The sequence below is a fragment of the Anabaena sphaerica FACHB-251 genome (assembly GCF_014696825.1).
Lineage (GTDB): Bacteria > Cyanobacteriota > Cyanobacteriia > Cyanobacteriales > Nostocaceae > RDYJ01.
On sequence record NZ_JACJQU010000005.1, the window covers coordinates 1 to 25653 of the forward strand.

22 protein-coding genes and 1 tRNA gene are annotated in these 25653 nt (G+C 38.5%); 12 read left to right on the top strand and 11 right to left on the bottom strand.

Annotation, left to right across the window (positions count from 1 at the left end; genetic code table 11):
• Nucleotides 1–168 precede the first annotated feature (168 nt).
• Nucleotides 169–330, bottom strand: coding sequence for a DUF2256 domain-containing protein (locus H6G06_RS10725; protein ID WP_190559876.1), 162 nt, complete (start codon nt 328–330; stop codon nt 169–171).
• Between the two features lie 90 nt (nt 331–420).
• On the bottom strand, nt 421–3360 hold the full coding sequence (locus H6G06_RS10730; protein ID WP_242039657.1) for a GAF domain-containing protein: 2940 nt from the start codon (nt 3358–3360) through the stop codon (nt 421–423).
• A gap of 102 nt (nt 3361–3462) precedes the next feature.
• Here H6G06_RS10730 and H6G06_RS10735 point away from each other — a divergent pair, with 102 nt between their 5' ends.
• Nucleotides 3463–4596 (top strand): quinone-dependent dihydroorotate dehydrogenase, encoded by a 1134-nt coding sequence (locus tag H6G06_RS10735; protein ID WP_190559878.1) that lies wholly within the window; start codon nt 3463–3465, stop codon nt 4594–4596.
• Between the two features lie 130 nt (nt 4597–4726).
• Here the strand turns inward: H6G06_RS10735 and H6G06_RS10740 are convergent, their stop codons facing one another.
• Nucleotides 4727–5473 (bottom strand): hypothetical protein, encoded by a 747-nt coding sequence (locus H6G06_RS10740; protein WP_190559880.1) that lies wholly within the window; start codon nt 5471–5473, stop codon nt 4727–4729.
• A 449-nt stretch (nt 5474–5922) separates the two neighbouring features.
• Here H6G06_RS10740 and H6G06_RS10745 point away from each other — a divergent pair.
• Nucleotides 5923–6052, top strand: a tRNA-OTHER gene (locus H6G06_RS10745).
• Nucleotides 6053–6518: 466 nt separating this feature from the next.
• Here the strand turns inward: H6G06_RS10745 and H6G06_RS10750 are convergent.
• On the bottom strand, nt 6519–7484 hold the full coding sequence (locus tag H6G06_RS10750; RefSeq protein WP_190559882.1) for an AEC family transporter: 966 nt from the start codon (nt 7482–7484) through the stop codon (nt 6519–6521).
• Between the two features lie 153 nt (nt 7485–7637).
• On the opposite strand from H6G06_RS10750, the gene H6G06_RS10755 reads away from it, so the two are divergent.
• On the top strand, nt 7638–9239 hold the full coding sequence (locus tag H6G06_RS10755) for a TROVE domain-containing protein (RefSeq protein ID WP_190559884.1): 1602 nt from the start codon (nt 7638–7640) through the stop codon (nt 9237–9239).
• A 217-nt stretch (nt 9240–9456) separates the two neighbouring features.
• On the opposite strand, the gene H6G06_RS10760 is transcribed toward H6G06_RS10755, so the two are convergent.
• A complete protein-coding gene (locus H6G06_RS10760; protein ID WP_190559886.1) occupies nt 9457–11526 on the bottom strand; it encodes a helix-turn-helix domain-containing protein in 2070 nt (689 codons plus the stop codon).
• Between the two features lie 105 nt (nt 11527–11631).
• Here H6G06_RS10760 and H6G06_RS10765 point away from each other — a divergent pair, with 105 nt between their 5' ends.
• Nucleotides 11632–11916 (top strand): hypothetical protein, encoded by a 285-nt coding sequence (locus H6G06_RS10765; RefSeq protein WP_190559888.1) that lies wholly within the window; start codon nt 11632–11634, stop codon nt 11914–11916.
• Nucleotides 11917–11992: 76 nt separating this feature from the next.
• Here H6G06_RS10765 and H6G06_RS10770 read toward each other — a convergent pair whose 3' ends face one another.
• Nucleotides 11993–14311 carry a serine/threonine-protein kinase gene (locus H6G06_RS10770; RefSeq protein ID WP_190559890.1) on the bottom strand — a complete coding sequence of 773 codons (2319 nt, stop codon included), beginning with the start codon at nt 14309–14311 and terminating at the stop codon, nt 11993–11995.
• Nucleotides 14312–15338: 1027 nt separating this feature from the next.
• Here H6G06_RS10770 and H6G06_RS10775 point away from each other — a divergent pair.
• Both H6G06_RS10775 and H6G06_RS10780 read left to right on the top strand, forming a co-directional pair.
• Nucleotides 15339–15860: a LabA-like NYN domain-containing protein gene (locus tag H6G06_RS10775; protein ID WP_190559892.1), complete on the top strand. Its 522-nt coding sequence runs from the start codon at nt 15339–15341 to the stop codon at nt 15858–15860.
• Between the two features lie 91 nt (nt 15861–15951).
• On the top strand, nt 15952–17544 hold the full coding sequence (locus H6G06_RS10780; RefSeq protein ID WP_190559894.1) for a 2-isopropylmalate synthase: 1593 nt from the start codon (nt 15952–15954) through the stop codon (nt 17542–17544).
• A 29-nt stretch (nt 17545–17573) separates the two neighbouring features.
• Here H6G06_RS10780 and H6G06_RS10785 read toward each other — a convergent pair whose 3' ends face one another.
• The 3 genes from H6G06_RS10785 to H6G06_RS10795 form a co-directional block, all read right to left on the bottom strand.
• On the bottom strand, nt 17574–17999 hold the full coding sequence (locus tag H6G06_RS10785) for a DUF29 family protein (protein ID WP_190559896.1): 426 nt from the start codon (nt 17997–17999) through the stop codon (nt 17574–17576).
• Between the two features lie 151 nt (nt 18000–18150).
• Nucleotides 18151–18564, bottom strand: coding sequence for a hypothetical protein (locus H6G06_RS10790; protein WP_190559898.1), 414 nt, complete (start codon nt 18562–18564; stop codon nt 18151–18153).
• A 57-nt stretch (nt 18565–18621) separates the two neighbouring features.
• A complete protein-coding gene (locus tag H6G06_RS10795) occupies nt 18622–19008 on the bottom strand; it encodes a ribbon-helix-helix domain-containing protein (protein ID WP_242039658.1) in 387 nt (128 codons plus the stop codon).
• A 391-nt stretch (nt 19009–19399) separates the two neighbouring features.
• Between H6G06_RS10795 and H6G06_RS10800 the strand changes: the two genes are divergently transcribed.
• The 5 genes from H6G06_RS10800 (at nt 19400) to H6G06_RS10820 (ending at nt 22800) form a co-directional block, all read left to right on the top strand.
• Nucleotides 19400–19951 carry a GNAT family N-acetyltransferase gene (locus tag H6G06_RS10800; protein ID WP_190559901.1) on the top strand — a complete coding sequence of 184 codons (552 nt, stop codon included), beginning with the start codon at nt 19400–19402 and terminating at the stop codon, nt 19949–19951.
• Nucleotides 19952–19965: 14 nt separating this feature from the next.
• Nucleotides 19966–20430, top strand: a complete 465-nt coding sequence (locus tag H6G06_RS10805; protein ID WP_242039659.1) for a hypothetical protein — start codon at nt 19966–19968, stop codon at nt 20428–20430.
• Between the two features lie 62 nt (nt 20431–20492).
• Nucleotides 20493–21938 carry a RecQ family ATP-dependent DNA helicase gene (locus H6G06_RS10810; RefSeq protein WP_190559903.1) on the top strand — a complete coding sequence of 482 codons (1446 nt, stop codon included), beginning with the start codon at nt 20493–20495 and terminating at the stop codon, nt 21936–21938.
• 66 nt (nt 21939–22004) lie between these two features.
• Nucleotides 22005–22289: a type II toxin-antitoxin system TacA family antitoxin gene (locus H6G06_RS10815; protein ID WP_190559905.1), complete on the top strand. Its 285-nt coding sequence runs from the start codon at nt 22005–22007 to the stop codon at nt 22287–22289.
• Complete coding sequence (locus H6G06_RS10820) at nt 22279–22800, top strand: GNAT family N-acetyltransferase (protein ID WP_190559906.1); 522 nt, start codon at nt 22279–22281, stop codon at nt 22798–22800. Before H6G06_RS10815 ends, H6G06_RS10820 begins: the two co-directional genes overlap by 11 nt.
• 16 nt (nt 22801–22816) lie before the next feature.
• Here the strand turns inward: H6G06_RS10820 and H6G06_RS10825 are convergent, their stop codons facing one another.
• Together H6G06_RS10825 and pheS are read right to left on the bottom strand one after the other, a co-directional pair.
• Nucleotides 22817–23290: a shikimate kinase gene (locus H6G06_RS10825; RefSeq protein ID WP_190559908.1), complete on the bottom strand. Its 474-nt coding sequence runs from the start codon at nt 23288–23290 to the stop codon at nt 22817–22819.
• Between the two features lie 59 nt (nt 23291–23349).
• Nucleotides 23350–24342 (bottom strand): phenylalanine--tRNA ligase subunit alpha, encoded by a 993-nt coding sequence (pheS, locus tag H6G06_RS10830; RefSeq protein ID WP_190559926.1) that lies wholly within the window; start codon nt 24340–24342, stop codon nt 23350–23352.
• A gap of 285 nt (nt 24343–24627) precedes the next feature.
• Here pheS and surE point away from each other — a divergent pair, with 285 nt between their 5' ends.
• The gene (gene surE, locus H6G06_RS10835; RefSeq protein WP_190559928.1) at nt 24628–25425 is read left to right on the top strand and encodes a 5'/3'-nucleotidase SurE; all 798 of its coding nucleotides are present in this window, start codon (nt 24628–24630) and stop codon (nt 25423–25425) included.
• Nucleotides 25426–25653: the final 228 nt, after the last annotated feature.

Below are 25653 nucleotides of genomic sequence, written 5' to 3' on the forward strand. Positions count from 1 at the left end.
GCTTGTTGACTTTGAGTTGGGTCTTGAATCCTAGTAGCATACAAGTATTTTACTGTGATTCTGTCATCAAGAGCAGATGAGCGGAAATTTTGAGCAAATGTGAGTATTTGTTAGTGTTAGTTAAGAAAACAGTAACTAGCTACTAACCTCCCAGTCCCCCATCCCCAGTCAGCAATCCCCTTTAGCTTCAGAACGACGACGACGACAACGTTCTGAGCAATATTTAACTTCATCCCAACAATCTTGCCATTTTTTCCGCCAAGTGAAGGGACGTTGACAGACTATACAGATTTTTTCAGGCAAGTCAGATTTAGAAACAGTACGTCCCATACGGATTTTAGATTGTAGATTTCTGATAAACTGATGATAAAATTTAGACACAAACAGACTTTCAACTCTGTCACCTGTCACCTGTATTTCTTACTGGCTAAATGGTGAGGTATTTCCAAAGGTATTACCTAAAGTATTGCCCAAAGTATTTCCCTCAAAATTATGAGGCGCTAGAGGCAATATTAAACGACTGACGACTCGATTATCTGGTACTTGATATATCTGCAATTGACCTCCCAACTGTTTGATTAAGTTTTGACAAATCAAAAAATGCAAGCCTGGTGGTTGATTGAGGTGTGTGGATGTGAGGACATCTTTCCATGTATTTTCATTGAGCAGTGCCAATAGCTGTGGATCAATGGTGCCATTATCTGTAATTGAGACTTCCAGTAATGTCTCATCTAAACGCTGACACCAGATATCAACTCTGTCACCAATTGGTGAACGGGTACAAGCACTAAGCAACAATTCGTAGATTACTAATTCAATTTTCACAATGTCGCCAGCTGTAGCCAATGGAAAGGAACCAGCGGCCGTAATAAGTTCTCCAGATAATGAGGTACTTTTGGGTGATTCTGCCTCTTCCGTTGGTTGTGTCAAACCATGTACACCTATCCACAGTTGTTGCTGCTTGGCGAAATTATCTACTCGTTCAATAGTTCGCTTCAATAAACTGGCAACTGACATAGTTTCCCAACTTAGATGCAACTGCCATTGCTCCTGTTTGATGACTCCTGTCATAGAGTTGGTAATATAATTTAACTGCCGCAACAAAAGCTTGTAACGCATTTGCTTCAGTTCATTACTGGGAATACCCAAATCCCGAATCTGAGTCAGCACTGACGCTGACATTCTATGGATTTCCTCTAAGCGCCGATGTTTGTACCAATTGAGATCTCGTAATACTTCAGTCTTATCCGTAAGCCTTTGGGTAATTTTATTTTGACTTTGCCACCAAGCTAACTGAGAAATTAGGGTAACAGTTGCATTGAGGTTGAGTTCTGACCAATATGCCCCTTCATAATCTGCCAGCAAAACTACACCTGTGGGTTGAGAATCGTCGGTGGTACGTAATGCCATGACCAAAACTTGACCATTTTCAGGAATGGTTAACCATTTTTTGGTTTCTGGTGGTACATCATAAGCCTTGAAAATAACGTAACTACTATGTGCCAATGCTAACTCAATGAGAATATCTCTCTCAACGAAAATTGGCACATCTGCAACAATACCAAAGTGATGATTGTTAATTACACCGCGAATAACTTTCGCCCGCTCTTCACCAAGATTCCAGGTTAAGACGATAGACAGGGGACATTCCAAAACATCTGCTATCTGTTTGAGAGCAATTGATTCAGTATTCTCACTTTCAGATTTGATGAGTGTATTTGGGTATTCTTTAAATAGTTGGGCAATTTTTTGCTGTTCTTCACTGATAGCATTTAGCTGGTGGTTACGGACTATGACACCAAGACACTGACTAACAACCCAGCATAATTCTTTTTGCAGAGTTGTCCAAGAGTGACTGCTCTCATGAGTAATAACCAGCAACACTTCCGGCTTATCACCTTGAATGCAGTTGCAAATCAACAGCGATCGCACACCATTGTCTAACAATTGGGGATGCCAACTAAATAAACGTAGATCATGCTCTAAGGTGGCAATTTCTATCGCATCTTTGGCATTTTGCAATAGATTAAAATCCATCTCTGAGAGAGGAGTGGGCGTAAATTTAAAAAATCGGCGATTATGCAACACGCCTTGGTAAATAACTTGATAGATATCTCGTCCCTGGTCGTACTCTAAAAGTAAAAAGCGCGTTGCTGCAAGACGCTCTAAAAGTTCTACTGCACAAGGATGTAAAATTTGTTGTAAATCTTGCTTTTTGTGTATAGCTTGAGAAAATTTGTTAGTCAGTTGGTGATTTTGTTGAATTTGTCCGATAGTATTTTCTAGGTTTTCGGTGGGAATAACCAAGGAAAGTAAGCCAGCCGCACCTTGAACGAAACTTTTATCAGCTTGACTCCAAATTCGTGGTTCACTAGTTTCCACAGAGATAAAGCCCAGTAAGTCTTTTTGCCAGATAATAGGCGCTGCTAGAAGCGATCGCACGCCCAGGCGTTGTAACAGCTTATCTTGGATATGACTTTTCAGGGAGCTACCAGATTCAGTGAGCCAAACTAGTTGGTTCACTGCTAAAGCATAATAAACATCACTCAACTCATGTGCTGTTATACCTACTGAAGACCGCTGGTCATTCCATTCCCGACCTATCTTCACCAGTTGGCTGCTCATCCGACTCCAAAAGTAGTTTCCTTCCCTTTCAAACCAGTAGATATTTGTGCGGGAGGGAGAGACAAATTGATCGATGGCCTCCACCGCTGCTGCTAGTTTTTTATCGAGGAGGGTGAGGGAGCGTAAATTTTCGAGGAGTTCTAATAATGACTCGGTGGTTGAGTTGTTAGAGTTTTCCTGCGAATGTCTTTGCTTTTGATTTTGATCAAGCACTACCCCCAGTTCACCTATGACTATCAGCAGTTTTGCTCTTGCGTCTCCAGTCAGTAAATATCCCCAGCGTTGTGAACCCAGTAAAACTACACCCAAACAGTTGTCTTTATAGCGAATTGGTAAAATAATTGTTCCCTGGATATTATATTTGGCTGCAACTTCCTGCCATTCTGGTGCGCGAACTTCTCCCCGTAAATTAGCAACGCCTACAGGACAGAGTTCAGTCACTACTTGGCATATTAAATTTCCTGGATTAAGTAAAACTGATCTTTTTAAATAACTTGTCTCTCCATCAGGAGTTATGCCACCCTGACCATGTATTTTTTTACTCACACTGTCGTAAAGACCAAGCCAAATAAATTGGTAGTCAAACTGTTTTTTCAAATAACCAATAGTAGTTGTGATCAGAACTTGAACATCATCTTCATCTCTAAGGGTCTGGAGTATTTTACCCAGGGACAGGATTTGTTGTTCAGCGGCTATTGGCTTTTTTGGCTGCCCCATCTGATTATCCGTGGACATAGGTTGTAGTAATATTATTAAAGATGCCCTGAAAAGAATTCGGATTAATCCTGGATTTGGTATCTGGTAACAATTGTAATAATTGGTAGATATTAACCCAATTTGGATATTTATAAAGCAGTAATTATTCCTTTTTTATTTACTCTGGTGAAAACAGATCCAGAGTGGTTACACCAACAGACAATTAGTAGTTTGAACTGGCTGTCAAAAGCAAGCAATAATCAGCTTGCTAGATGGTTGAACTCTCGACTACAACAGTCTTTGTGCCTCTATGATACACGTCTAGAACAAAATTTGTTTGGGTTACATTTTCCTAACCCATTAGGTTTGGCTGCGGGGTTTGATAAGGATGGAGTTGGTGCCAGTATCTGGCCTGGTTTTGGCTTTGGTTTTGCTGAATTGGGTACTGTTACTTATCATAGACAACCAGGCAATCCTCGTCCGCGTTTGTTTCGCTTACCTTTAGATAAAGCTGCCCTTAACCGCATGGGCTTTAATAATTCCGGTGCGATCGCAATGGCAACGAGATTAACACTGCTGAATCAAGAACCATCTCAGTCAATACCCATAGGCATAAATTTGGGTAAGTCTAAAATTACACCCTTGGAAGCAGCGGCAGCGGATTATCTAGAAAGCTTTCGCTTACTGAAGGATTTAGGTGATTATTTTGTTGTTAATGTTTCTTCTCCCAATACACCAGGATTGCGATCGCTCCAAGACGCGTCTATGCTCAGTCAAATTTTGGATGTATTGCAAATAGAAAATAAAACACAAAAGCCTTTGTTTGTCAAGATAGCACCTGATTTGGAATGGGAAGCGATCGCTGACATTATTAATCTGGCCAAAACCTATAAATTGGCGGGTATTATTGCCACCAACACCACCATTAGCCGTGAGGGACTAAAAACCCAAATCATTGAAAAAACTGGTAAAACACCCCAAGAAGAAGCTGGAGGAATTAGCGGTGCGCCATTGCGCCAACGTTCTACCGAAGTCATCCAGTTTATTTACCAACAAACCCAAGGAGAGATACCCATCATAGGTGTAGGTGGCATTTTTACCGCTGAAGATGCCTGGGAAAAAATTACAGCTGGTGCTAGTCTCATCCAAGTTTATACAGGCTGGATTTATGAAGGACCAATGATGGTACGCCGCATCCTTACCGGTTTGTTGACCAAACTCGAAGAAAACGGCTTAAATTCCATCAGTGAAGCTGTAGGGATTGGTAATAGGTGATTGGTGATTGGTGATTGGTGATTGGGCAAAATCTTCTACCCAGTCCCCAGTCCCCAGTCCCCAGTCCCCAGTCCCCAGTCCCCAGTCCCCAGTCCCCAGTCCCCAGTCCCCAGTCCCCAGTCTCCACACCTTATTCCTCAATGGGGAAAAACTCCCTAGACTTACGAGAATAAGACCAAGCAATTCCATCTGGATCACGGCTTCGACACCACTCAGAAAAATCTGGGTCATTACGACGTTTGTAAACCGTGCTGGAATAAACACCCAAACGTTTTGCTAGTTCAGATTGGATCAAAGAACCAAAAACTAACTGTTCTTCCAGAGGTTTTTGTGGTTTCTCATGGGTGGCTTCATCTGTGGCTTCAGGTAATGATTCTGGTTTTGCTTCCTCCTGTTTTTTCTCCTGTTGTGGAGTTGGTGGAGGTGGAGCTAACAGCGATCGCGCTTCTGTAGTCACAGGTCGAGATGGAAGTTTTTCTACTGAATCACTACTATCAAGTATGTCGCCGAGAATACTGGCAGTTATAAAGTAGTAGGAAGGACTCTCACTTTCCGCGTCTAGTACACTAGCACCAAATTCCTTGGCTTTGCCTTCCAAGTAACGTTTTGCCTCATTCCCGGAAAAATTACCCTTGAGTGCCAAATCTATCGGTGTAATCTTTCCCTGGTTTGCCCGAATCAACTGATAGAAAAGTGGGTTAACTTGCTCACACCACTTTTCCCATCTATATTGCTGCCAAAGGTTGAAACCCATCAACAGCAACAAGAATAGCAGTAAAATTTTCCAGGTATTGACAACGAAAACAATCAAAAACGATATCGGCAAAATTAGAACGAGAAAACTCTTCCCGTAATTTTCTATGGTTTTTTCACTCATGCTGATTTTTGCCAAGTGAACTTTTACAAAATAATATTTCTATCTTGGCAAAAATTTGGACATTTGTTTGTATCCCTTGGCAAAATGGCGGCAATTTTTTTGGCAAAAGGAACTTACACAGGTAATAGGTAAAGGTAAACGGATAACGGAGAAAATTTTTTCTCCAGAGCCTTGACACCTGAAACTACATATATTACATTAATAATACAAGCGACATTCCCAAAGGAGTTAGCTTTCAACGTAGCGGATAGCTCAACTGCTAGAGCGCCCACCTTGCCTTTTTAGGCCGACCTATCGAGGGTTATCGTAATCTTGTAAATTAAAATACCCTTGGTTAAAATCCCGGAGATGCAGGCTAAATTCCTGCTCCGCTACACTCAAAACGATTTTAGATTTTGGATTAAAAACTTTAATTTCTAAAATCTTACTTTTGACTTTTGACTTCTTATGTAGTGGGTAGCGAAATTGGTTAACGCACCAGATTAAATCCTTAATTTATCAACTTGCCTGAAAAGGCCGAAAAGTTGAGGGTTATCGGGTTCTGGGGATTGTGGGTTCAAGTCCCACTCCACTACACCAAGCCTAAATCCAATCTAAAATCCAAAATTCATCATGTGGCAGGTAGTTCAAATGGTAGAACCCCTAAAATATCCTTTTTCATACCTTGCCTGAAAAGGCCGAAGAATGAGGATTATCGCCTTTTAAGCGGGAAGTTGCAGGTATGCCTACGGCACGCTACGCGAACAAATCCTGCTCTGCCACCCAATTTGTTTTAGATTTTGGATCTTAGATTTGAAACAAGGTAATTGATGATTGAAATCAGGTAAATAAGGGTTCTTCCGTACCTAATATGCAAAATTTAGACAAAAAAATCTCAGGAAGCTTAGTATGTATAGGAACTAAACCATAATTTTTAACATTATGGAAAAATATTGTCTCTTCCCCGTGTTCCCTGTTCCCTGTTCCCTGTTCCCTGTTCCCTGTTCCCTTTATACCCAATTGGTAATTTAGCATAACAAGTACCGAAGAACCTAAATAAGTAGATTTAGCTAAACCAAACTAGCCAAAGGGGGAGTGCTAAAAATAACCCCACAAAAGTCAAAGCAATACTACTAGATAACAAATCCCGATCCAGATCATAAACTTCCGCCAAAATCAGTACAGAAAGCCCTGTAGGTGTGCCAGACATTAGCACCAGCACTAAACGCTGTTCCCCTATTATACCTAAATAGGTTGCTCCTAATCCTACCAGCAAAGGTACAATAAAGACTTTAACCGCGCTGGCAATTGAAGCGATCGCTAAACTTCCCCATGATCTCATCTTTCCTAGTCGCAAACCAACCAGTAACAAAGCTAAAGCAATTACTACCCAAACAGCTTGTTCTAAACCTGACTCAATCACTGTTGGTAATTCGATAAACTGGGTATTTAAACCAATCAAAAATGTCCATAGACTGGGTACTGTGACTATATCTCGCAACTGCACCCACCAATGGTTTTCTGTTTCTCTCTGACCAAAATAACTGGCGATTAAAACCGCAATTCCATAAGTACCGAATACATTATTAGTCACACTAAACAACACTGCAAAACCAGTATTTTCTGGGCTAGTTAGCACTTGTGTGAGGGTCAGTCCGACAAAACCAGTATTGCCTAAAATTGTTGCCAGAATAAAGCTGCCTAAACTAGCTTTAATTACCGATACTGGAACATCCACAGTTTTGATTTGTGATTGCATTTTATTAGTTATAAACCATTGCCAAGCCCACCAAGTTAACAATGCTAAAACTAAACTCAGAAGCAAAACTGCGATCGCTATTCCGGGGATAAGTCCACCCTCAAATGAGTTTGTATGACGCGCTAATACTAAAAGTTGTAGAGGAACTCCCACCCAGTAAAGTCCCTGACCTAACAACTTGAGAAAATTTTCTGCGGTGAAGCGAGATAATACAAGTCCTAAACCTATCCAGATAAATAGAGGTGTGTAGGCATGAAATAAGGTATCAATCATGGGCAGAAAAATTAAAAAAATTAATCTTAGTTTTAGGCAAAACTTGAAATATCAAAAATTATTTCATAGTTAGCAATGTATCAAGTCTGACACAACGTATTAATTTACTTTGTGGAATCTCAAAATTGCCTGAAAAGGCCGGGAGAAGAAGCCATGAATTACAACTTCTTTACTAAAAAGAAAACAGCTACACCTCAAAATCAACCTATTCCCGGACGGGAAAAAGAGATGATAAAAGGACGTAGTGGCGGCTATATGTTCGATGCTGGTATTTGGAAAATGCTGCGTCGGTGTTTGTTGATAGGTACAGCAAAAAGCACATACTACGCTGGTAAACAAGAATTAACAGAAGAATTTGCTAATGTTGTCACCCAAGCAGTTGCGGAAAATCCTGGACGAGTAGCCGAAGAAATTCTCTATGCTAGTGATGGCCGCGCAATAAATAACAGTGCGCCTATTCTAGCTTTGGTATTACTATCAATGGGTGAAACACCAGAAGCTAAAAAAGCATTTGGTGAAATTTTCCCCCAAGTTGTCCGCACAGGTAGCCATTTTTATGAATGGTTGAACTACACCAAATCTTTGCGAGGTTTTGGTAAAGTAATCCGCGAAGCTGGTAAAACTTGGCTATCACGGGAAGATGTCAAAGGTTTGGCTTATCAACTTTTGAAATATCAACAACGTCAAGGTTTTACTCACCGTGACGCTTTGCGGTTGTTTCACGTTTACCCACCTACAGACAATCACCGTCAATTATTTGAGTGGGTTGTCAAAGGTTGGGATGAGTTACCAGCAGATATACCATCAGATGCTTTAGCGCAGATTTGGTGGTATGAATGGTTAAAACGGAATCCTAGCGAAACTCATACAGCTATTTCTCAAGGACGCTTAACCCATGAAATGGCTGCACCTGTGGGCAAAATGGATAAGCAAGCTTGGAATTTGCTCTTTCAAGAAATGCCAATTGGGGCTATGTTGCGGAATTTAGGTTCTTTGACTCAATTGGAGGTTTTGCGGGCTGATGAAGGCGCAAATTTGCAGCGTGTGGAAGCAGTTCTCAATAACCAAGAACATCTGCGAAAAGGTCGAATTCATCCTATTGATGTTTTGAAAGCACTCAAAACCTATCAGTCTGGAGGTAGTTTAGGACGTAGCCAAAAAACTTGGAAACCTGTTTCCCGCATTGTGGACATTTTGGAAAAAGCGGTTGAACTGTCTTTTGAGGTGGTAGAACCGACTGGTAAAGTGTTTATGCACGCCGTAGACATTTCCGGTTCTATGAGTAGCTGGGTTGCAGATATGGGTTTGAGTTGCTGTGAAATTGCCACGACAATGGCTTTGGTAACAGCAAAAGCTGAGAAAAACTATGAAATTCGCGGTTTTTCAACTAAGTTTAAAGATTTGGAAATTACTGCGAAGGATAGTTTTAGTTCTGCGGTTCGTAAAACCAGTAACCAAAACTTTGGCGGAACTGATGCGAGTGTAGCTTATGACTGGATGATTGAGAATAAGTTTAAGGCTGATGTGGTCTGCTTTTGGACTGACTCGGAAAGCTGGGCGGGTAATAAGCATCCTAGCCAAGCTTTGAAGGAATACCGGAAAAAGGTTAATCCTGATGTGAAGGCGGTTTATGTGACTTTAACACCATACCGTATTTCTTTAGTAGATCCTCAAGATCCTTTATCTTGGGATTTGGCAGGTTTTGATCCGAGTATTCCTCGCATTATTCAGATGTTAGCTAATGACGATTTGTAAGTGTTGCTGTAAATTGTTTGATGAGGGATAAATACAAGTTTATCCTTTATCTTTCTTGGCGGGTTTCCCTTATTCGCAACTTGTCTTTTTAGGCCGATGAATTTAGGGTTATTGGTTGATATCTCGAAAGAGGTTAGCGGGTTCAAACCCCGCACCCGCCGTTTTTAAGGATTTTGTTTCACGCAGAGACGCAGAGGCGCAGAGAGGAGGAGGAGAGTTAGTTGTTGAATGGGTGTTTTTCTATTTCTTCGATGGGTAAAAGTAGGGTGTCTTCGATGTGCGATCGCACTTCCGGGGAGGCGTTACAATCGCTTTGTAAGCATCTTACTAGTAATATATTGACATTATAGTAGTGTATTAGAGTAGATTTTTCCTCGTCAGTAAAATTCCAATCATGAGCAATATCTCGATATTTAATAAGTAAATTTCTTAATTGTTGATACCACAAAATACTATTTTTATTAGGTATCTGCTTTATCAGTTCTTTTAGCCTATCTATTATTCCGCCTTCCAAAGAAAAAGCATGAATATAGCGATTAAAGTTTTCGTAGCAAATAGACCAAATGAGTTCCTGTAATTCTACTACTACATAAGCAATATTAAATTTTTGATAAGCATCAAGATATTGATTCGGGGTGATAATTATATCATCATAATAATCCCAATAATCAAAGTAATCAGCATGATAATTATAGTCGAAATTTCCAATCATTTCTAAACCAAATTTAAATTGTTTATCAATAGATATAGCAAGTTGTAGTTGTAATAGAAGATTGTTATTTATAGTATTACTCTTTGATAAAGTATTTTGTAGAATAAAATCTATTTCAAAAAATAAAGCTCTTACCGCAGGTTTATTTTTAAGTTTTTCTTTTTCTAAAGATTTATTGTTGATCCATCTTAAAAATTTCTGATACTTTTCAGAATGAACAAGGTTGTCAAATTGATTTTTCAAGAAAATCAAATTTTCAGCTTCTAATTCTTTTAGTTGAGAAAAATTATCTATAGCAGCAGAACGAATTACAGGAACTAGGAAATAGTTATAACAATTTTGTTTAAGCAAAGAGCGGGATATTAGTTCATCAATTATTCTTTGTCTTCTATTATTTGGAACATCCCAAAGCAAGTAAAACAACCATGTTTTTGATAAAATGATATTCTGTTCAGGGTAGCCACCAAAACGACACAACAATCTATAAGCCTGAAAGTGATCATTTTTGAGTTTATCAAACTGCGATTGTACAAGCTGTTCTACAGAAGGATGTCTTAATAAATCCTGACTGTTAGATTTCCAGTAAGCTTTTAAATCTCCTTGTGATTCCTTTAAAATATCCGCAGCAAGCAGTGACATGGACACAGCATTACCGCCATAATTTCGCCATATTGCATCTAGAGAATCACTATGTATTTTTATTTCTTTATTTTCAAAATATTCTTGCCATGTTTCTTGGTTTAATCCCTCTAAATCATAATTATGAAAATTTGGAGAACTGGAAATTTTATGATCATAGATTTGCTCACGACTGGTAATTAATGTAATAGCTTGAATATTTTTATCAATTAGAACTCCTAATAAATCTACATAAAGTCTATGTGTTTCTATGAATTCACCATTTTTAAGCGCAGGTTCAAGGTTATCAATAAAAATACCGATTTTTTGTTTCTTTAATTGTGTTTTAAATTGTTCCAGCATTGTCATAAAATTATTTGCTGGATTAACTTTATATTCTAATAACTTCAATCTTACCCATTCTTCTACTGATTGGAGGTTTTGAGATGTCGTACCTACACTCAGTTTTAGATATTCTAAACCTTGAATTTTAAACCATTTTTCAGCCAAGGTTGTTTTACCAATACCACCCTCAGCTTTAATCAAGATAACTTTTGCACCTTTATTAACTAGGTTATTGAGTTTTTCAATATCTTGATCACGTCCTAAAAAATCAGGATCTTTAAATTTTAAAACCTCAGAAACTAATTCTTGGGGTTGCGGGTTTGTGGTGGAGTAAGACGAGTTCGTATTTGATGAAGTGAATATTTCTGTTAGTTGAGGTAGTCCTACCCCTAACGCAATAGCTATTTTTTCCAGAGTCTCTAATTTAGGTTCAGCAGTATAACCATTAACAATTTTGCTGATAACACTTTTGTCTATACCAGTTACTTGTTCTAGTTTGTATTGGCTAAAATTTTTATCTTTGAGTAATTTCTTAAAAGCCTCTCCAGCTTCTTTGTTCTTTTTAGCTCTTTTTACCACTTTGGATATTCCTTTATGTTCAACCTTGTTCAACGGTTGCACGTTCAACTAGTTGCACAACTACAACTATTCAGATTTTAAACGATAAAGCAAACTAGTGAATAGCAAGACAACCGATAAAGATAAGGAAAAATTCAAATGCGTCAAAATCATCAACAACCAGAAGCTATTCAACTAGAGTTACTCAAAAAAACCTCTAAAGGTTGGGAATCTACTCTTCCCACAGTAGAATCATATAACTTTACAACGGATCAAATAGAGCATCACTTTGGTATTTTGCGTAAAGATTTATATAAAATCAGGAGTAAACCATATTTTTGTGGTTCATCAACTTTGCTTTTTTTACATATACAAAAAAATAAATGGCAAGTTTACAACCTCAAACCTTTACAGGTCGATGAATCTGGTAAAACAATTTTCTAAACATTTACTTTAGAATTGCCTACCAAACCTTTTGTTGGGTTACACTGTCGTTAACCCAACCTACATTTTATATCCCTCACAAATCTCCCGGCCAAGGTGAGGTGGGAGAATCAGCATCAACTACAGATAAATCATTGAGGGAATAGTTCTTTTCTGAACTAAAACTTGCATCTTGAGGAGTTGGTAAATTATCTAGTGCCTCTAAAACATCCAATGCAGAATTATATCGCTGTTTATAATCCTCCAAAACCATTTTATTAATAATTGCTGCTAACTCGTCGCTGACTATTGCTTCATCCATCCATTTCACTTCTCCATCACGATCTCTTTTTAACTCATGGGGAGAAATACCAGTCACAGCTTTAATGCCAATCATCCCTACAGCATAAATATCACTATTATATCGAGGACGACCAAAACATTGCTCGTTAGGTGCGTAACCTTTTGTACCAATACCAATAGTAAAAGCGGTTGATTCCAGATTATCCATGATTTGGGTGCTAACTTCTTTAACAGCACCAAAATCAATTAATACCAGTTTCCAATCTGAATGACGACGGATGATATTAGCAGGTTTAATATCTCTGTGAATTACGCCATTTTCATGGACAAATCTTAATATTATTAACAGTTCTTTTAACAGAGAAATAGCTGAACTTTCGCTGAGAGATTTACCTGATATTAATTCTTTACTCAGCGGATGACCAAGTATATATTCTTGTACTAAATAAAATTCTTCATCTTCTTCAAAATAAGCTAAAAGTTGAGGAATTTGGGAATGGGTTCCTAATTTTTCTAGGGTTTTTGCCTCTGCACTAAATAAACGCCTAGCAAGTGCTAAACCCTCTGGTTTAACAGTGGCTGGTTTTAGCTGTTTGACAACACATTGTGGTTGATCCGGACGCTGTATATCTTCAGCAATATAGGTTTCACTAAATCCACCTGCACCAAGAACTTTAATAATTTTGTAGCGTCCGCCCAGGATTTTACCATTCAATTCTAAATCTCTTTGTTGAATAAAGTCTTGTAGTTCATCATGTTGACTGATAATCTCCTGCACAACAGCCGAAGATTTGTGTTTCTGAAATATGAGTAATAATTTTTGTTTGTTAATTTTTTCCTTAGCTACTTCAGTGCCTAAATAATATAGCCCAGTCAGAGCGATCGCGATCATTGGTACTGTTGTTGGGAACATCAAGTAAGCATAGATAAAGCTACTATAACTGATTACTCCCCACACACTAGCTAAAGCGATACTTAACAGCAATCTCTGGATACCCTGTTTTTTCCTGGTTATGATCACAGCCGTACCACCTATTAGAATCAGCACAAATAAACCCCGCAATACTGGATTTTTAATTGCTGTAGCGATAGATTTATTTGCCATCAAAGTAGCGATCGCATTAGCATGAATTTCCACTCCTGCCATGCGTTCATTTGGAGAAATTGCTACCGGATGAAAATCATTGATTAACGTCGATGTAGCGCCAATGAGGACAATTTTATTTTGGAAAAATTTTCCTTGCTGTAAATAATTGTTCCAGTTTGCTGGCTCAAAAACATCCAACAAAGGAATGGTTGGAAATGTTGCTCCAGTTCCCCAAAAATAAATGCGATCGCCTTTAGGTTGAGGATACTTGATTTGTGCGGCTGCTAATACCGCTTCCCCAAATGAGGGTATTAAAGTATTTTTTTGAGCTAAAGAGGGTGAATATTCACTACCCAAGCGGTGAATCTTACCATCCACTTCTAGGGCAAAATTTACTGCACCGATGGACACGGAAGCGTTGCGGAACCTTTGCTGCGGTTCCTTTAGTTGATCGACTGTTCCATGACGAGTGTTGGAATTTTCGTAGACTGCGGCCAAAGTAACTTTATTGCCATATTTTTGTAACACTTCCTGCAATCGGCGATCATCAGCCTCACCATAGCTACTTGGCGTATCGAAAACTATATCTAAAGCCACTGAACGCGCGCCAGCGTCCATCAACTTAGTGATCACCTGGGCATAAGCCGCACGCTGATAAGGATAAGATTTTAGTGGTTGTAAGTAGCTGTACTGTTGAGAATCTGTCTTATAATACTGTTGAGGAATTGAGATAGACTGATCATCAATTGCCAAAATCACAATCTCTTCTGGAGCCACCTTTGACCCGCGAATTTGAAAAAAGGCAGTTAGGGCTTGATTTTCTAACAGTTGCACCCTACTTCCATCAGAAGCACTCAGCAGGGCTGCTAATATTGCCGAAGATCCGGTGAGCAGATGACCTAAGCGCACCATCACTTTAGACTGATGTAAGGATGCTGTGAAATTTTCTTTGGTAAATTTACTTAACTGGTCTTTGGCAGCAGAGAGTGATTTTTTAGTTACGCTGGATGTAGGTTCTTCTGCCATATTGTGTTACTCGTTAATTTAAGTACAACAATTTAAGTACAACACTGCTATTTATTTACACACACTTTTAGCAATAATATACATTTTGAAATCAAACTTAAAAGAAAATCTTGTACATTTGTCAAATATGCTGGAACTACTACCAAACGTGCATCGCTGCATTTGCCCCCAAGCACTCCTTATATAAGTACAGCCTAACTTTGTGTTTAACTAAATTACCATCAATGATTGTTGCACAAGCATGAACTAAAACCCTGGAAATCACAGGCTTCTCTGTTGAGGTTGGGTATCGCGTGTCAGGTGCGGGAAAAGACTAGGATTTGTGCATGGATTATTGAGTTACTTAGAGCCTCAAAAGTAAAGAATACAGCGTTTAAAAGGCAATATTTATCTAAAATATGCTTTGATAAGACCAAAAAATCCCAAAATATCTTCCCTGCTCCTTACCTCCTACACCCTGTCTCCACGGAAAACTTTTTTATTGAGTGAAACTGCTATACCTTTGCAATTGGTTACGGTGAGATTATATTCTATTCCTATGATTCCACTAAACCTAAGGGGGCAGCAGCAGAGGAAAATTTGATCTGTCTATAATTAAAGCATCTAAATAGGTTTAAAATAGTTTAATCATTAACAGATGCTAATGAATTGATATTTATCAAACAAAAGCCCTAGCATTGATGAGAAAATCTATTGATGGACATCTGCCTAAATTCTAACCAAAAGCCTATGCTATACCACTTTAGGAGTAAACTTGACGGATATACAGATCACAATGCTGTTACTAAGTCAATTTTATTGGTAGATTTTGATCACCAGATGTATTTGCAAGAGTCGGAGGTTCAACAGTTTCAGTTCCCAGAATCTCAAATTTAATGTTTTAGCCAATTTTATGCTTTACAAGAGGTAAGATAAAAGCTATACATGAAAACTACTTTTATAGATATTAGCGACCTTGACAATTAAGAATTGCTATAATCTATTGTTCCATCTTACATTCTTATCTATTATTTAGGTGTAAATTTCTATGGGTTCGCCAATGAATCGTCTGTCTATTTTCGTAGACGGAAACAATATGTTCTATGCTCAACAAAAAAATGGCTGGTTTTTTGACCCGCGACGAGTGTTAGAATACTTTAAGAATGAACAGTCTGAGACAACATTAATTAATGCTTTTTGGTACACAGGCTTAAAAGACCCACAAGATCAACGCGGTTTTCGAGATGCACTCATTAGTTTGGGATATACAGTACGGACTAAAATTCTCAAAGAATACTATGATGATGTCTCTGGTCGTTACTCACAAAAAGCGAATTTAGATATTGAAATTGTTGTTGATATGTTTAATACAGTAGACCAGTACGACCGAGTTGTTTTATTTAGTGGTGATGGAGATTTTGAAAGAGCGATCGAGCTATTACGTTCCAAAAATACGCATATTACAGTTGTATCAACAGAAGGAATGATAGCCAGAGAGCTACGTAACGCTACGGATAGATATATAGACTTGAACGATATTAGAGAGAAAATAGAAAAAACTGAAGCTTAGTAAAATTAACAATTATTTACAAAGCCAAGAGTTAAAAAATAAAGTTCAAGGTATTTTAAGCCCACAGTCAAAACTAAACAACCCAAAACCAATGAGCAATCAAGCAGACAGAATTATCATCTTTGATACGACACTGCGAGATGGAGAACAGTGTCCAGGAGCAACCTTAAACATAGACGAAAAGCTAATTATTGCCAAACAATTAGCCCGTTTAGGTGTAGATGTAATTGAAGCTGGTTTTGCCTTTGCTAGTCCGGGTGATTTTGAAGCAGTTAGCAAAATTGCCCAAACTGTGGGCTTAGAAAATGGACCGATTATTTGTAGTTTGGCCAGAGCTAGACACGATGATATCAAAGCCGCAGCAGAAGCCATCAAACCAGCAGCGCGGGGGAGAATTCATACATTTATTGCCACTTCTGATATTCACCTGCAATATAAGCTGAAAAAAACCAGGCCGGAAGTGATTGCCATCGCTGAAGAAATGGTCGCTTATGCCAAAAGCTTCACCGATGATGTAGAATTTTCTCCCGAAGATGCAGGACGTTCAGATCCTGAATTTTTGTATCAAGTTTTGGAAAGAGCGATCGCTGCTGGTGCAACAACTGTTAATATTCCTGACACCGTAGGTTACACTACCCCCAGCGAATTTGGGGCAATAATTAAAGGCATTACAGAAAACGTCCCTAACATCGACAAAGCCATTATTTCCGTCCATGGTCATAATGATTTAGGTTTAGCTGTGGCCAACTTCTTGGAAGCTGTGAAAAACGGCGCACGACAGCTAGAATGTACCATCAATGGCATTGGTGAAAGAGCCGGAAATGCCGCACTAGAAGAATTGGTAATGGCCTTGCACGTTAGACGGCAATATTTTAACCCCTTCTTTGGCAGACCTGCTGATTCTGAAGAATCATTAACTAATATTGACACCAAGCAAATTTATAAAACCTCCCGTTTGGTTTCCAACTTGACAGGAATGTTGGTACAACCTAATAAAGCCATAGTCGGTGCTAATGCTTTTGCCCACGAGTCTGGGATTCATCAAGATGGAGTGTTAAAAAATAAGCTAACTTATGAGATTATGGATGCCCAATTGATTGGTTTAACAGACAATCAAATCGTATTGGGTAAACATTCCGGTAGAAACGCCTTCCGCACTCGTTTGAAAGAGTTGGGCTTTGAATTGTCAGACAATGACCTCAATAAAGCCTTTGTTCGTTTTAAAGAAGTAGCGGATAAAAAGAAAGAAATCTCTGATTGGGATTTAGAGGCGATTGTTAACGACGAAATCCAACAAGCACCGGATTTATTTAAAGTAGAGTTGGTGCAGGTTTCCTGCGGTAGCAACGCCCAACCCACCGCTACAGTCACTCTCCGCACTCCTGACGGGGAAGAATTAACCGATGCGGCTATAGGTACAGGTCCAGTAGATGCAGTTTATAAAGCCATCAACCGAGTCGTCAATGTACCGAATGAGTTGATTGAGTTTTCTGTGCAATCGGTAACAGGGGGAATTGATGCTTTAGGCGAGGTCACAATTCGTTTGCGTTATGAATCTCGTGTATTTTCCGGTCATGCAGCCAATACCGACATCATTGTGGCATCGGCTCAGGCTTATGTGAATGCACTGAATAGGCTGTATGCAGCTTTACAGCAAACAGCTAAGGAAGAAGTAACTGCATAGATAAAAGGTGGGTTAGTTATAAATTTTAGCTAACCCACTTTTAGCAATTCCAAAGCATGAGTTAATATTTCTTGTTCTTGTACCATAGCTGCTAATTCTTCAGTTTCATAACATCCTTCATAAGCTTCTAAAGCTGCTCTTTTCAGTGCTACTTGATATCCTTGTTGGAGAATTTCCATTAATTCTGTTTGATTCAAGTAAACACCTCCAGATTTGCGGCGTTTATTAATTTTATTGATTTCCCGCACTGCATTTTCAATAGATATTTCCCAAGAACGGGTAGAACGTTTTTCGGCTTTTTGTTTGATTAAATGGATGAGTAGAATTACGCCATAACTATCAATTTTATTGATTTTATCACTGAGGCTCATTTCTTCTAATTCATCCACTAACAGTAAAGCTTCAGGAATTTTACCCTGTTCTAGAAGTTGTCTGAGTTCGAGTAGTTCTTCCATGTTATATTTTGTGCTTCATGAAAAACATTTATTTTGGTTTTATCTAATATTTCTGCTTACTGCTATCTCAATTTTAAACTAAAAACTTTCCCAAAGAAAAACCCCTACATCAGTTAATTTAGTAGAGGTTGTTCACTATTTTTAATTATCTTTAATCATCTTTCTTAGCTTTATCCCGTGTTAGCAACATATAGCCACTAAATGCACTTCCTAACAGCGTTGCTTGTGGTGTGATTACAATCGGAATAATGTCTTTAACAAAACTCCTCACGCTATCGGATTTGTCCAAAGCAATGTAGGATATAGAAATCAGAGCAACTAAGCTGGACGCAAATATCCCGGCCAGGAAAAACAGTAGTCTGGCTTTGTTGTCTTCTTTTTTGTGAGCTAACACAAGTTTGAGGAATGCTTCCTCGCCTATTTCTCGTGAAACAGGTTCATCACCTACTGTACTTACTACCACTAACTCATCAGGAAGTAGAGAAGTATTTTTATTATCTTGAGTATCAACAGGTGTTAACACTTGGTTAGCAGGTGCTTGTTTTTCGAGATTGTTAACAGTCATTTTATGGCTCTCAGGTATAGCTAAATGGGTTTTACTCTCCCCACATCTACCCTGTGCTTACCTGAAAATCACCTCCCTAATCTTCTCATTAGGTTTCTGAAGCAGAATCTGAGATCCATTTTTTCTTTCTTTCAGAAAATAGGCTTCAGTCGCTATAGCTTTTCTAAGAGCTTCGCTTTTAGATATACCTTGCGTTTCGGCTAGGTATTGCAGTAGCTCGGCAGCTTCATCAGTCATTAAAACTGATATTCGCTTTCCAGAGGTAGAGTTGGGAGAGTCTTGCACACTGGGGCTTTGGTTTTCTCCTGAAACGACTGAATCCTGCCCCGTGTCTAATTTTTTGCCTTGTAGCGTGAAATTTGTGGTACCCATGTTTTCCTTCCAAGAAGTCACTGAAATAAGAGAAATATATATTGATACCAATTCAATAACAGAATGTGACAAATCTGTAGGTTGGGTTGAACAAAGTGAAACCCAACGTATACATAGGGTTTTGAAATTTTGGTTTTCATTCCTTAACCCAACCTACATCTGTCATATTCTCTTATTGAATTGATATCACCTATTATATGTCATTTTTATGTTTTTGGGTAATACTAAAATAATATTTATTGCATACCAAATTACTACTAGGATATGTATTAGATATGCCGATTAAACACAGATAAGCGTATATGATATAGGTTGATAAGATTTCTATCTAAAAATGTTATTTTTTCAGTGACGATAGAAAACACCAAAAGCATTGCGGATAAAGGGTTATACCCTTCTGCACCCTACAAAACCACATTCAGCAATCAACTCAACTTATAGAAAACTCGGACAAGGTGTATTAGTGCGTTTACAAATTCAATTAAATCGAGGTATAGACAACTCACCTGTTAACGCTAATATTGTTGAATTGTCTCAAAAGCACATTGATGATTATGAAAACTTATGGCGCGAACAATTGCGGGTTGTTCAAGCAGAAGATAAATTTTGGGACTGGTTGTTTAAACTGGGATATATTACCAAACAAGACAACGAAGAAGGTTATGCACTTGAATGTGAAGATTATACTCAAGGGTTAATGATGGTAGAAACCCAACTGCATGGATCACGCTTGGCAATGGGACAAAAATTAGTATATATCCAATACATTACCTCTGCACCTTGGAATCGTAAAGAAATCCAACGTCCACCACGATACAAAGGTGTAGGTACTGCATTATTGAGATATGCACGACTCAGAAGTGTAGAGTTAGGTTATGGTGGAAGAATTGGGCTGCATTCACTTCCAGCTGCGGAACGATTTTATGAAAACCAAAATATGCTCAATCTTGGTATTGATGAAGAATACGATAATCTTACCTACTTTGAATATGGTATGTTACGACTACAAAAATGATGCAGGGAGTAATTATGAATAATAACCAAAATGTAGCAGCAGCTATTGATTTACTTTTTAACCCAGCATCCCTTCAAGTAGCAATTCAAATTGAAGATGAAACCGACTGCGACGTGACAGCAGGTTTAGATTGGGGTTTAGCAATTCCCGCTTTGTTACAAAATCCTGGAATGTTCGCAAGAATGACACAGTTGCGCGTATCACTCAACCGAGAACTGCGGTTACTCCTAAAAGAATGGAATTTGGGTATAGGGGAAAAAACAGCTTTAGAAGTAGCACAAAAACGATTAATTCAAAGATTACAATTACCTGAACCTGCGGCTTTATCAGCACTGCAAGAAATTCTTAAGCAAGATGAATTATATAATGTTGAAGAATTTATATCTAATCGGTATGTATTAAAGTCGCTTTTAACTATTTTACTATTAGATAGTGATTGGGAAAAAATAGCTGTGGCTGCTGCAAATTCAGTACGATAGCAGGTAATTTATCAAATAGGCATTAATCAAATTTCTGCATAAAACTTTTTTCATTATTTAACATGAATCAACCCAATAATACATCATTAACCGAAATCCGCACCGCATTAAAACAAATCTGGGGATATGAAGATTTTCGTCCACCACAGGGAGAAATTGTCAGAACTTTATTATCCCAAAAAGACGCATTAATTATTATGCCCACAGGAGGGGGAAAATCAATTTGTTTTCAACTTCCTGCACTATTAAAAACCGGATTAACTTTAGTAATTTCTCCCTTGGTTGCATTGATGGAAAACCAAGTAGAAGAACTCAAACAACGAAATCAAAAAGCAGCACTTTTACATAGTGAATTACCAACTTCTCAACGTCGTGCAACTTTGCAAGCTTTAGAAAAACAACAATTAAGATTATTATATTTATCACCAGAAACTTTATTAAGTTCTCCAGTGTGGGAAAGATTATCTCATCCCCAATTACAAATCAATGGAATTATCCTTGATGAAGCTCATTGTTTAGTACAATGGGGTGATACATTTCGTCCAGCTTATCGACGTTTGGGAGCAGTTCGTCCAGCGTTATTAAAATCAAAACCACCAGGTACAAAAATTAGTATAGCTGCTTTTACAGCCACTGCTGATCCTTCAGCACAAAAGATAATTGCTGATGTTTTACAATTACAAAAACCTGATAGTTATAAACTCAATCCTTACCGTAATAATTTACATCTTAGTGTTAAAATTGCTTGGACTCCAAAAGGCAGAAAACAACAATTATTAAAGTTTATTCAAAATCACCAAAATCAAGCAGGGTTGATTTATGTGAGAACCCGAAAAGATAGTGAAGAATTAGCAGCATTGTTAACAGAATTAGGGTATAATACTGCTAGTTATCATGCGGGTTTAGGTGCAACAGAAAGACGCGCAGTAGAAGCTAGTTGGTTAAATGGAAAAATGCCGTTTGTAGTTTGTACCTGTGCTTTTGGAATGGGGATAAATAAAAGTAATGTTAGATGGGTGATTCATTTTCATGCACCACATTTATTATCGGAATATGTGCAGGAAATTGGACGTGCGGGAAGAGATGGAAAACCAGCGGAAGCATTAACTTTAATTAGTGAACCGACGGGATTTTTAGATGCTGAAGATAAGCAAAGACAGCAGTTTTTTGAACAACAAATGTTTAACCAACAACAAAAAGCCCAACAATTAGCGAAAAAGTTACCAAAACAGGGAGAAGTAACATCTGTAATTAAACAATTTCCTGATGGTGCAACGGCGCTTTCTTTACTTCATAGTAGTGGACAATTGCAATGGCTTGATCCTTTTCATTATGCGATTTCTGCAAAGTCGGTAAATCAGCCAAAAATGCAATTACAAGCTGCTAAACAAATGGGTGAATATCTGAATACTAAAAAGTGTCGTTGGCAGTTTTTGTTAAATGCTTTTGGTTTTGGTAAAGAAGCTGAAAATTGGCGTTGTGGACATTGTGATAATTGTCGAATTTGATTTGTGTGTACATTGTACGCCTAAAATGCTATAATCTGAATTTAGGATGTTCGCTAAATCGCCAAGATGTTGGAAACCACTTCACCCAAAGACAGTAGAGTTGATTTGAGGGTTACACAAGAGCAAAAAGAACTCTTAGAACAAGCCGCAGCCCTTAAAGGAGTTTCCTTGAGTGCTTATACCCTTTCTTATTTGCTTCCCATTGCTAGACAAGAAATAGATGCCCATGAAAGGCTGGTTTTATCAAGTCGGGATAGGGACTTATTTATGTCTATCATGGAAAATCCCCCAGAACTCAAGGGAAAACTAAAAAGCACTCTGAAAAAGTTTAGGGATAAATATGACAAATAGTGAAGGGAGATGGAATTTTTTACCTATTGAGAAGAAATATAAAAAGGATTCCTTTGACTGTGGTTATAAAGTTCTCAATGATTACCTAAAAAAATATGCTCGACAAAACCATCAAAAAGGCATTGCTAAAACCTTTGTTGCTCTGAGAGAATCAGGTGGAATCAAAGTTGATGGTTACTATACACTTAGCGCGAGTATTATTGAGTATGAGTCTTTGCCTGAATCTTACCAAAAAAGGATGCCTGCTTATCCGATTCCTGCTACTTTAATTGGTAAATTGGCTGTGGATAATTCTGTAAAGGGACAAGGTTTAGGGGGAGAACTTTTAGCCGATGCGTTATATCGAATTGTTCGCGCTGCTCAAGAAATTGGTATTTTTGCAGTGAGAGTTGATGCTATAGATTTACAAGCTAAGGAATTTTATCTTAAACATGAGTTTATTCCTTTTTTAGATCGGGCATTATCTCTTTTTTTACCTGTAGAAACAATTGCTAAAGAGTTTGATTATTAAATTTAAAATATAATTATTATTCCGTAATTTCATGCTTTTTACCCTTAAATTCCTCAAATATGGCGCGATGGGACGAATAACCAAATTCATCATCACGCTCTGTGTATTGTTGAATCCAACTGTTTAAAAAATCAAAAGTTTCTGCTTGTGCTTGCGGTGATTTAAATTTGTGCGGTTCCCAAGGGCGATTTTGGTTATTTTCAAGACATTGAACAATACCGGGATTGAGAAAATAGATTTCAGAGGCAAATTCAACAGCAATTTTAATTAGCGTACTGTAACAACCTTCAATTATCCAAGCAGTATTATTTTCTATGAAATCTCGCAGATCATTAGCCACATCTTCCTGATCACGTCTGATGGCAATTTGATTTGGTTCCCAGACAATAGTATCCAAATCAAGAATAGGAATATTTAACTCTTCTGCCAATTTCTTGGCAAGCGTGCTTTTTCCAGAACCAGAATTACCAAATATTATAATTCTATACATTGTCTTGTCATCTGTGGTCTATTTAAAATTATCAAGAGCGGGGAAACCCCGCCCCTACATTAAAACTGCTGTAAAAAGCGCAAATCGCTATTATACAAACGGCGAATATCATCTATTTGATGTAAAACCATCGCAAAACGTTCTACACCAAAACCGGCTGCAAAACCACTATAAATCTCTGGATCATAACCCACAGATTTAAGTACATTTGGGTCAACCATACCGCAACCCATCACCTCTAACCAGCGTCCATTCCACTGTAAATCTACCTCAGCAGAAGGTTCAGTAAAAGGAAAATAACTAGCGCGGAAACGAATTGGTAAATCACCAAACATCGCTTGCAAAAATATCTTCACAGTACCTTTCAAATCTGTAAAAGTTAGCCCCTCATCAACAGCTAACAATTCAATTTGATGGAAAACAGCCGAGTGAGTTGCATCTACATCATCTCTTCGGTAAACTCGACCAGGAGCGACAATTTTAATCGGTGGTTCTTCTTTCTCCATGTAGCGAATTTGCACCGAGGAGGTATGAGTCCGCAGCAAATTACCATCTGGTAAATAGAAAGTATCCTGCATATCACGGGCTGGATGGTCTTGAGGAGTGTTAAGAGCCTCAAAATTGTAGTAATCTGTTTCCATCTCTGACCCTTGTGCTACGGTGTAGCCCATACCGACAAAGATATCTAAAGCTTGATCAATGATACCATTGAGGGGATGAATACGACCTTGGGGGCGATAAATACCCGGCATTGTCACATCTAAAGTTTCAGCCTCTAGCTGTGCTTGAATTTGAGCAGATTCTAAAGCGGTGCGTTGCTGGTCAAGACTGTTTTGTAAAGCTTCTTTAACTGTATTGGCGATCGCGCCAATTTTGGGACGTTCCTCCGCACTCATTTGTCCCATGCTGCGTAACAGCGCCCCTAATTGCCCTTTTTTGCCCAAATAGTTAACTCGCAGTTCTTCCAGGCGTTCCAGGGTATCAGCAGATGCGATCGCTGTTTCTCCTTCCTGCCGCAATGCTAAAAGTTGATCCTCTAAATTGCTAGTCATTCGTTATTAGTTATGAGTCAGGGGTCAGTAGTCAGTGGTTAGTGGTCAGTGGCAAAATACAAACAACCAACAACTGACGAAGGACAATTAACCTTAGCAATGTGCCATTAACGAGTCAACGGCAAAAGTTAAAACATCTCCTCTGTTTACCAGTTTAGAAGCTGATCAAGCATGACAAATGTTTTTCTTGCCTGTGTGACCAAAAACACTGACAACAGACTCAGAACTAATTATTAATGACCAATAACCACCAACTAATGACCAAAGACTAATGACCAATGACAGATGAAATTACTAATTAGCAACGATGACGGCATTTCCGCTTTGGGTATCCGCACCTTAGCCAACACCCTAGCCGAAGCAGGCCATGATGTGAGTGTAGTTTGTCCAGATCGAGAGCGATCGGCAACGGGACACGGATTAACACTACATCAACCAATTCGCGCTGAAATGGTTGAAGCCCTTTTTCATCCTGCTATCAATGCTTGGGCTTGTGACGGTACACCCTCCGATTGTGTAAAATTGGCTTTGTGGGCTTTACTAGATTCTCCTCCTGACTTGGTATTATCTGGAATTAACCAAGGTGCCAATTTAGGGACAGAAATTCTTTACTCTGGAACTGTATCAGCCGCAATGGAAGGTATGATTGAAGGGATTCCCAGCATTGCCTTCAGTCTGACCAGTCATACTCACAAAGACTTTGAACCAGCTGCAAAATTTGCCAAACTCCTAGTTGACCACCTGGCAACAGAACCCATACCAGAGTTAATGTTACTTAACGTCAACATTCCCCCGATTTCCTGGCAAGAAATTGCTGGTGTCACTCTTACCCGTCAGGGAGTGCGTCGTTATGTTGATGTTTTCGACAAGCGAGTTGACCCCCGTGGAAAAACTTATTACTGGTTAACTGGAGAAGTTTTAGAAGATGTGGAACCACCGCCAGGGTTAAATGTACCCCCAAATATTCCCATCGACGTAGAAGTTATCCGTAAAAACTTCATCAGTATCACTCCTTTGCAATACAATCTTACTTATGCCAACGGACTGCATAAATTGTCTACATGGAAATTTAAATTCCCGTAAATTTTTCTGTATTTATTAAGACTTTAGTCTAAATTCAAACCATGTCCGCACAATTTACGCTATAAATTTAGGAGCTATATTGGGATAACTGAATACACATAAAATATGGTGCATTGTAGAGTTATACATCCCATTACTTCACACGGAATATAGTAAAGTATGCTTTTTTACTATTTTGCCTTTTATAATCAAGATGGTAAGACAGCATAAACTAGAAAAATAAGCAGC

Bases quoted from the DNA above. Each gene is read 5' to 3' on its own strand.
- H6G06_RS10825 (WP_190559908.1), bottom strand. From the start codon at position 23,290: ATGTATAGAATTATAATATTTGGTAATTCTGGTTCTGGAAAAAGCACG.
- pheS (WP_190559926.1), bottom strand. From the start codon at position 24,342: ATGACTAGCAATTTAGAGGATCAACTTTTAGCATTGCGGCAGGAAGGA.
- surE (WP_190559928.1), top strand. From the start codon at position 24,628: ATGAAATTACTAATTAGCAACGATGACGGCATTTCCGCTTTGGGTATC.
- H6G06_RS10755 (WP_190559884.1), top strand. From the start codon at position 7,638: ATGAATTACAACTTCTTTACTAAAAAGAAAACAGCTACACCTCAAAAT.
- H6G06_RS10775 (WP_190559892.1), top strand. From the start codon at position 15,339: ATGGGTTCGCCAATGAATCGTCTGTCTATTTTCGTAGACGGAAACAAT.
- H6G06_RS10770 (WP_190559890.1), bottom strand. From the start codon at position 14,311: ATGGCAGAAGAACCTACATCCAGCGTAACTAAAAAATCACTCTCTGCT.
- H6G06_RS10810 (WP_190559903.1), top strand. From the start codon at position 20,493: ATGAATCAACCCAATAATACATCATTAACCGAAATCCGCACCGCATTA.
- H6G06_RS10820 (WP_190559906.1), top strand. From the start codon at position 22,279: ATGACAAATAGTGAAGGGAGATGGAATTTTTTACCTATTGAGAAGAAA.
- H6G06_RS10730 (WP_242039657.1), bottom strand. From the start codon at position 3,360: ATGTCCACGGATAATCAGATGGGGCAGCCAAAAAAGCCAATAGCCGCT.
- H6G06_RS10725 (WP_190559876.1), bottom strand. From the start codon at position 330: ATGGGACGTACTGTTTCTAAATCTGACTTGCCTGAAAAAATCTGTATA.
- H6G06_RS10785 (WP_190559896.1), bottom strand. From the start codon at position 17,999: ATGGAAGAACTACTCGAACTCAGACAACTTCTAGAACAGGGTAAAATT.
- H6G06_RS10815 (WP_190559905.1), top strand. From the start codon at position 22,005: ATGTTGGAAACCACTTCACCCAAAGACAGTAGAGTTGATTTGAGGGTT.
- H6G06_RS10750 (WP_190559882.1), bottom strand. From the start codon at position 7,484: ATGATTGATACCTTATTTCATGCCTACACACCTCTATTTATCTGGATA.
- H6G06_RS10765 (WP_190559888.1), top strand. From the start codon at position 11,632: ATGCGTCAAAATCATCAACAACCAGAAGCTATTCAACTAGAGTTACTC.
- H6G06_RS10780 (WP_190559894.1), top strand. From the start codon at position 15,952: ATGAGCAATCAAGCAGACAGAATTATCATCTTTGATACGACACTGCGA.
- H6G06_RS10740 (WP_190559880.1), bottom strand. From the start codon at position 5,473: ATGAGTGAAAAAACCATAGAAAATTACGGGAAGAGTTTTCTCGTTCTA.
- H6G06_RS10805 (WP_242039659.1), top strand. From the start codon at position 19,966: ATGAATAATAACCAAAATGTAGCAGCAGCTATTGATTTACTTTTTAAC.
- H6G06_RS10790 (WP_190559898.1), bottom strand. From the start codon at position 18,564: ATGACTGTTAACAATCTCGAAAAACAAGCACCTGCTAACCAAGTGTTA.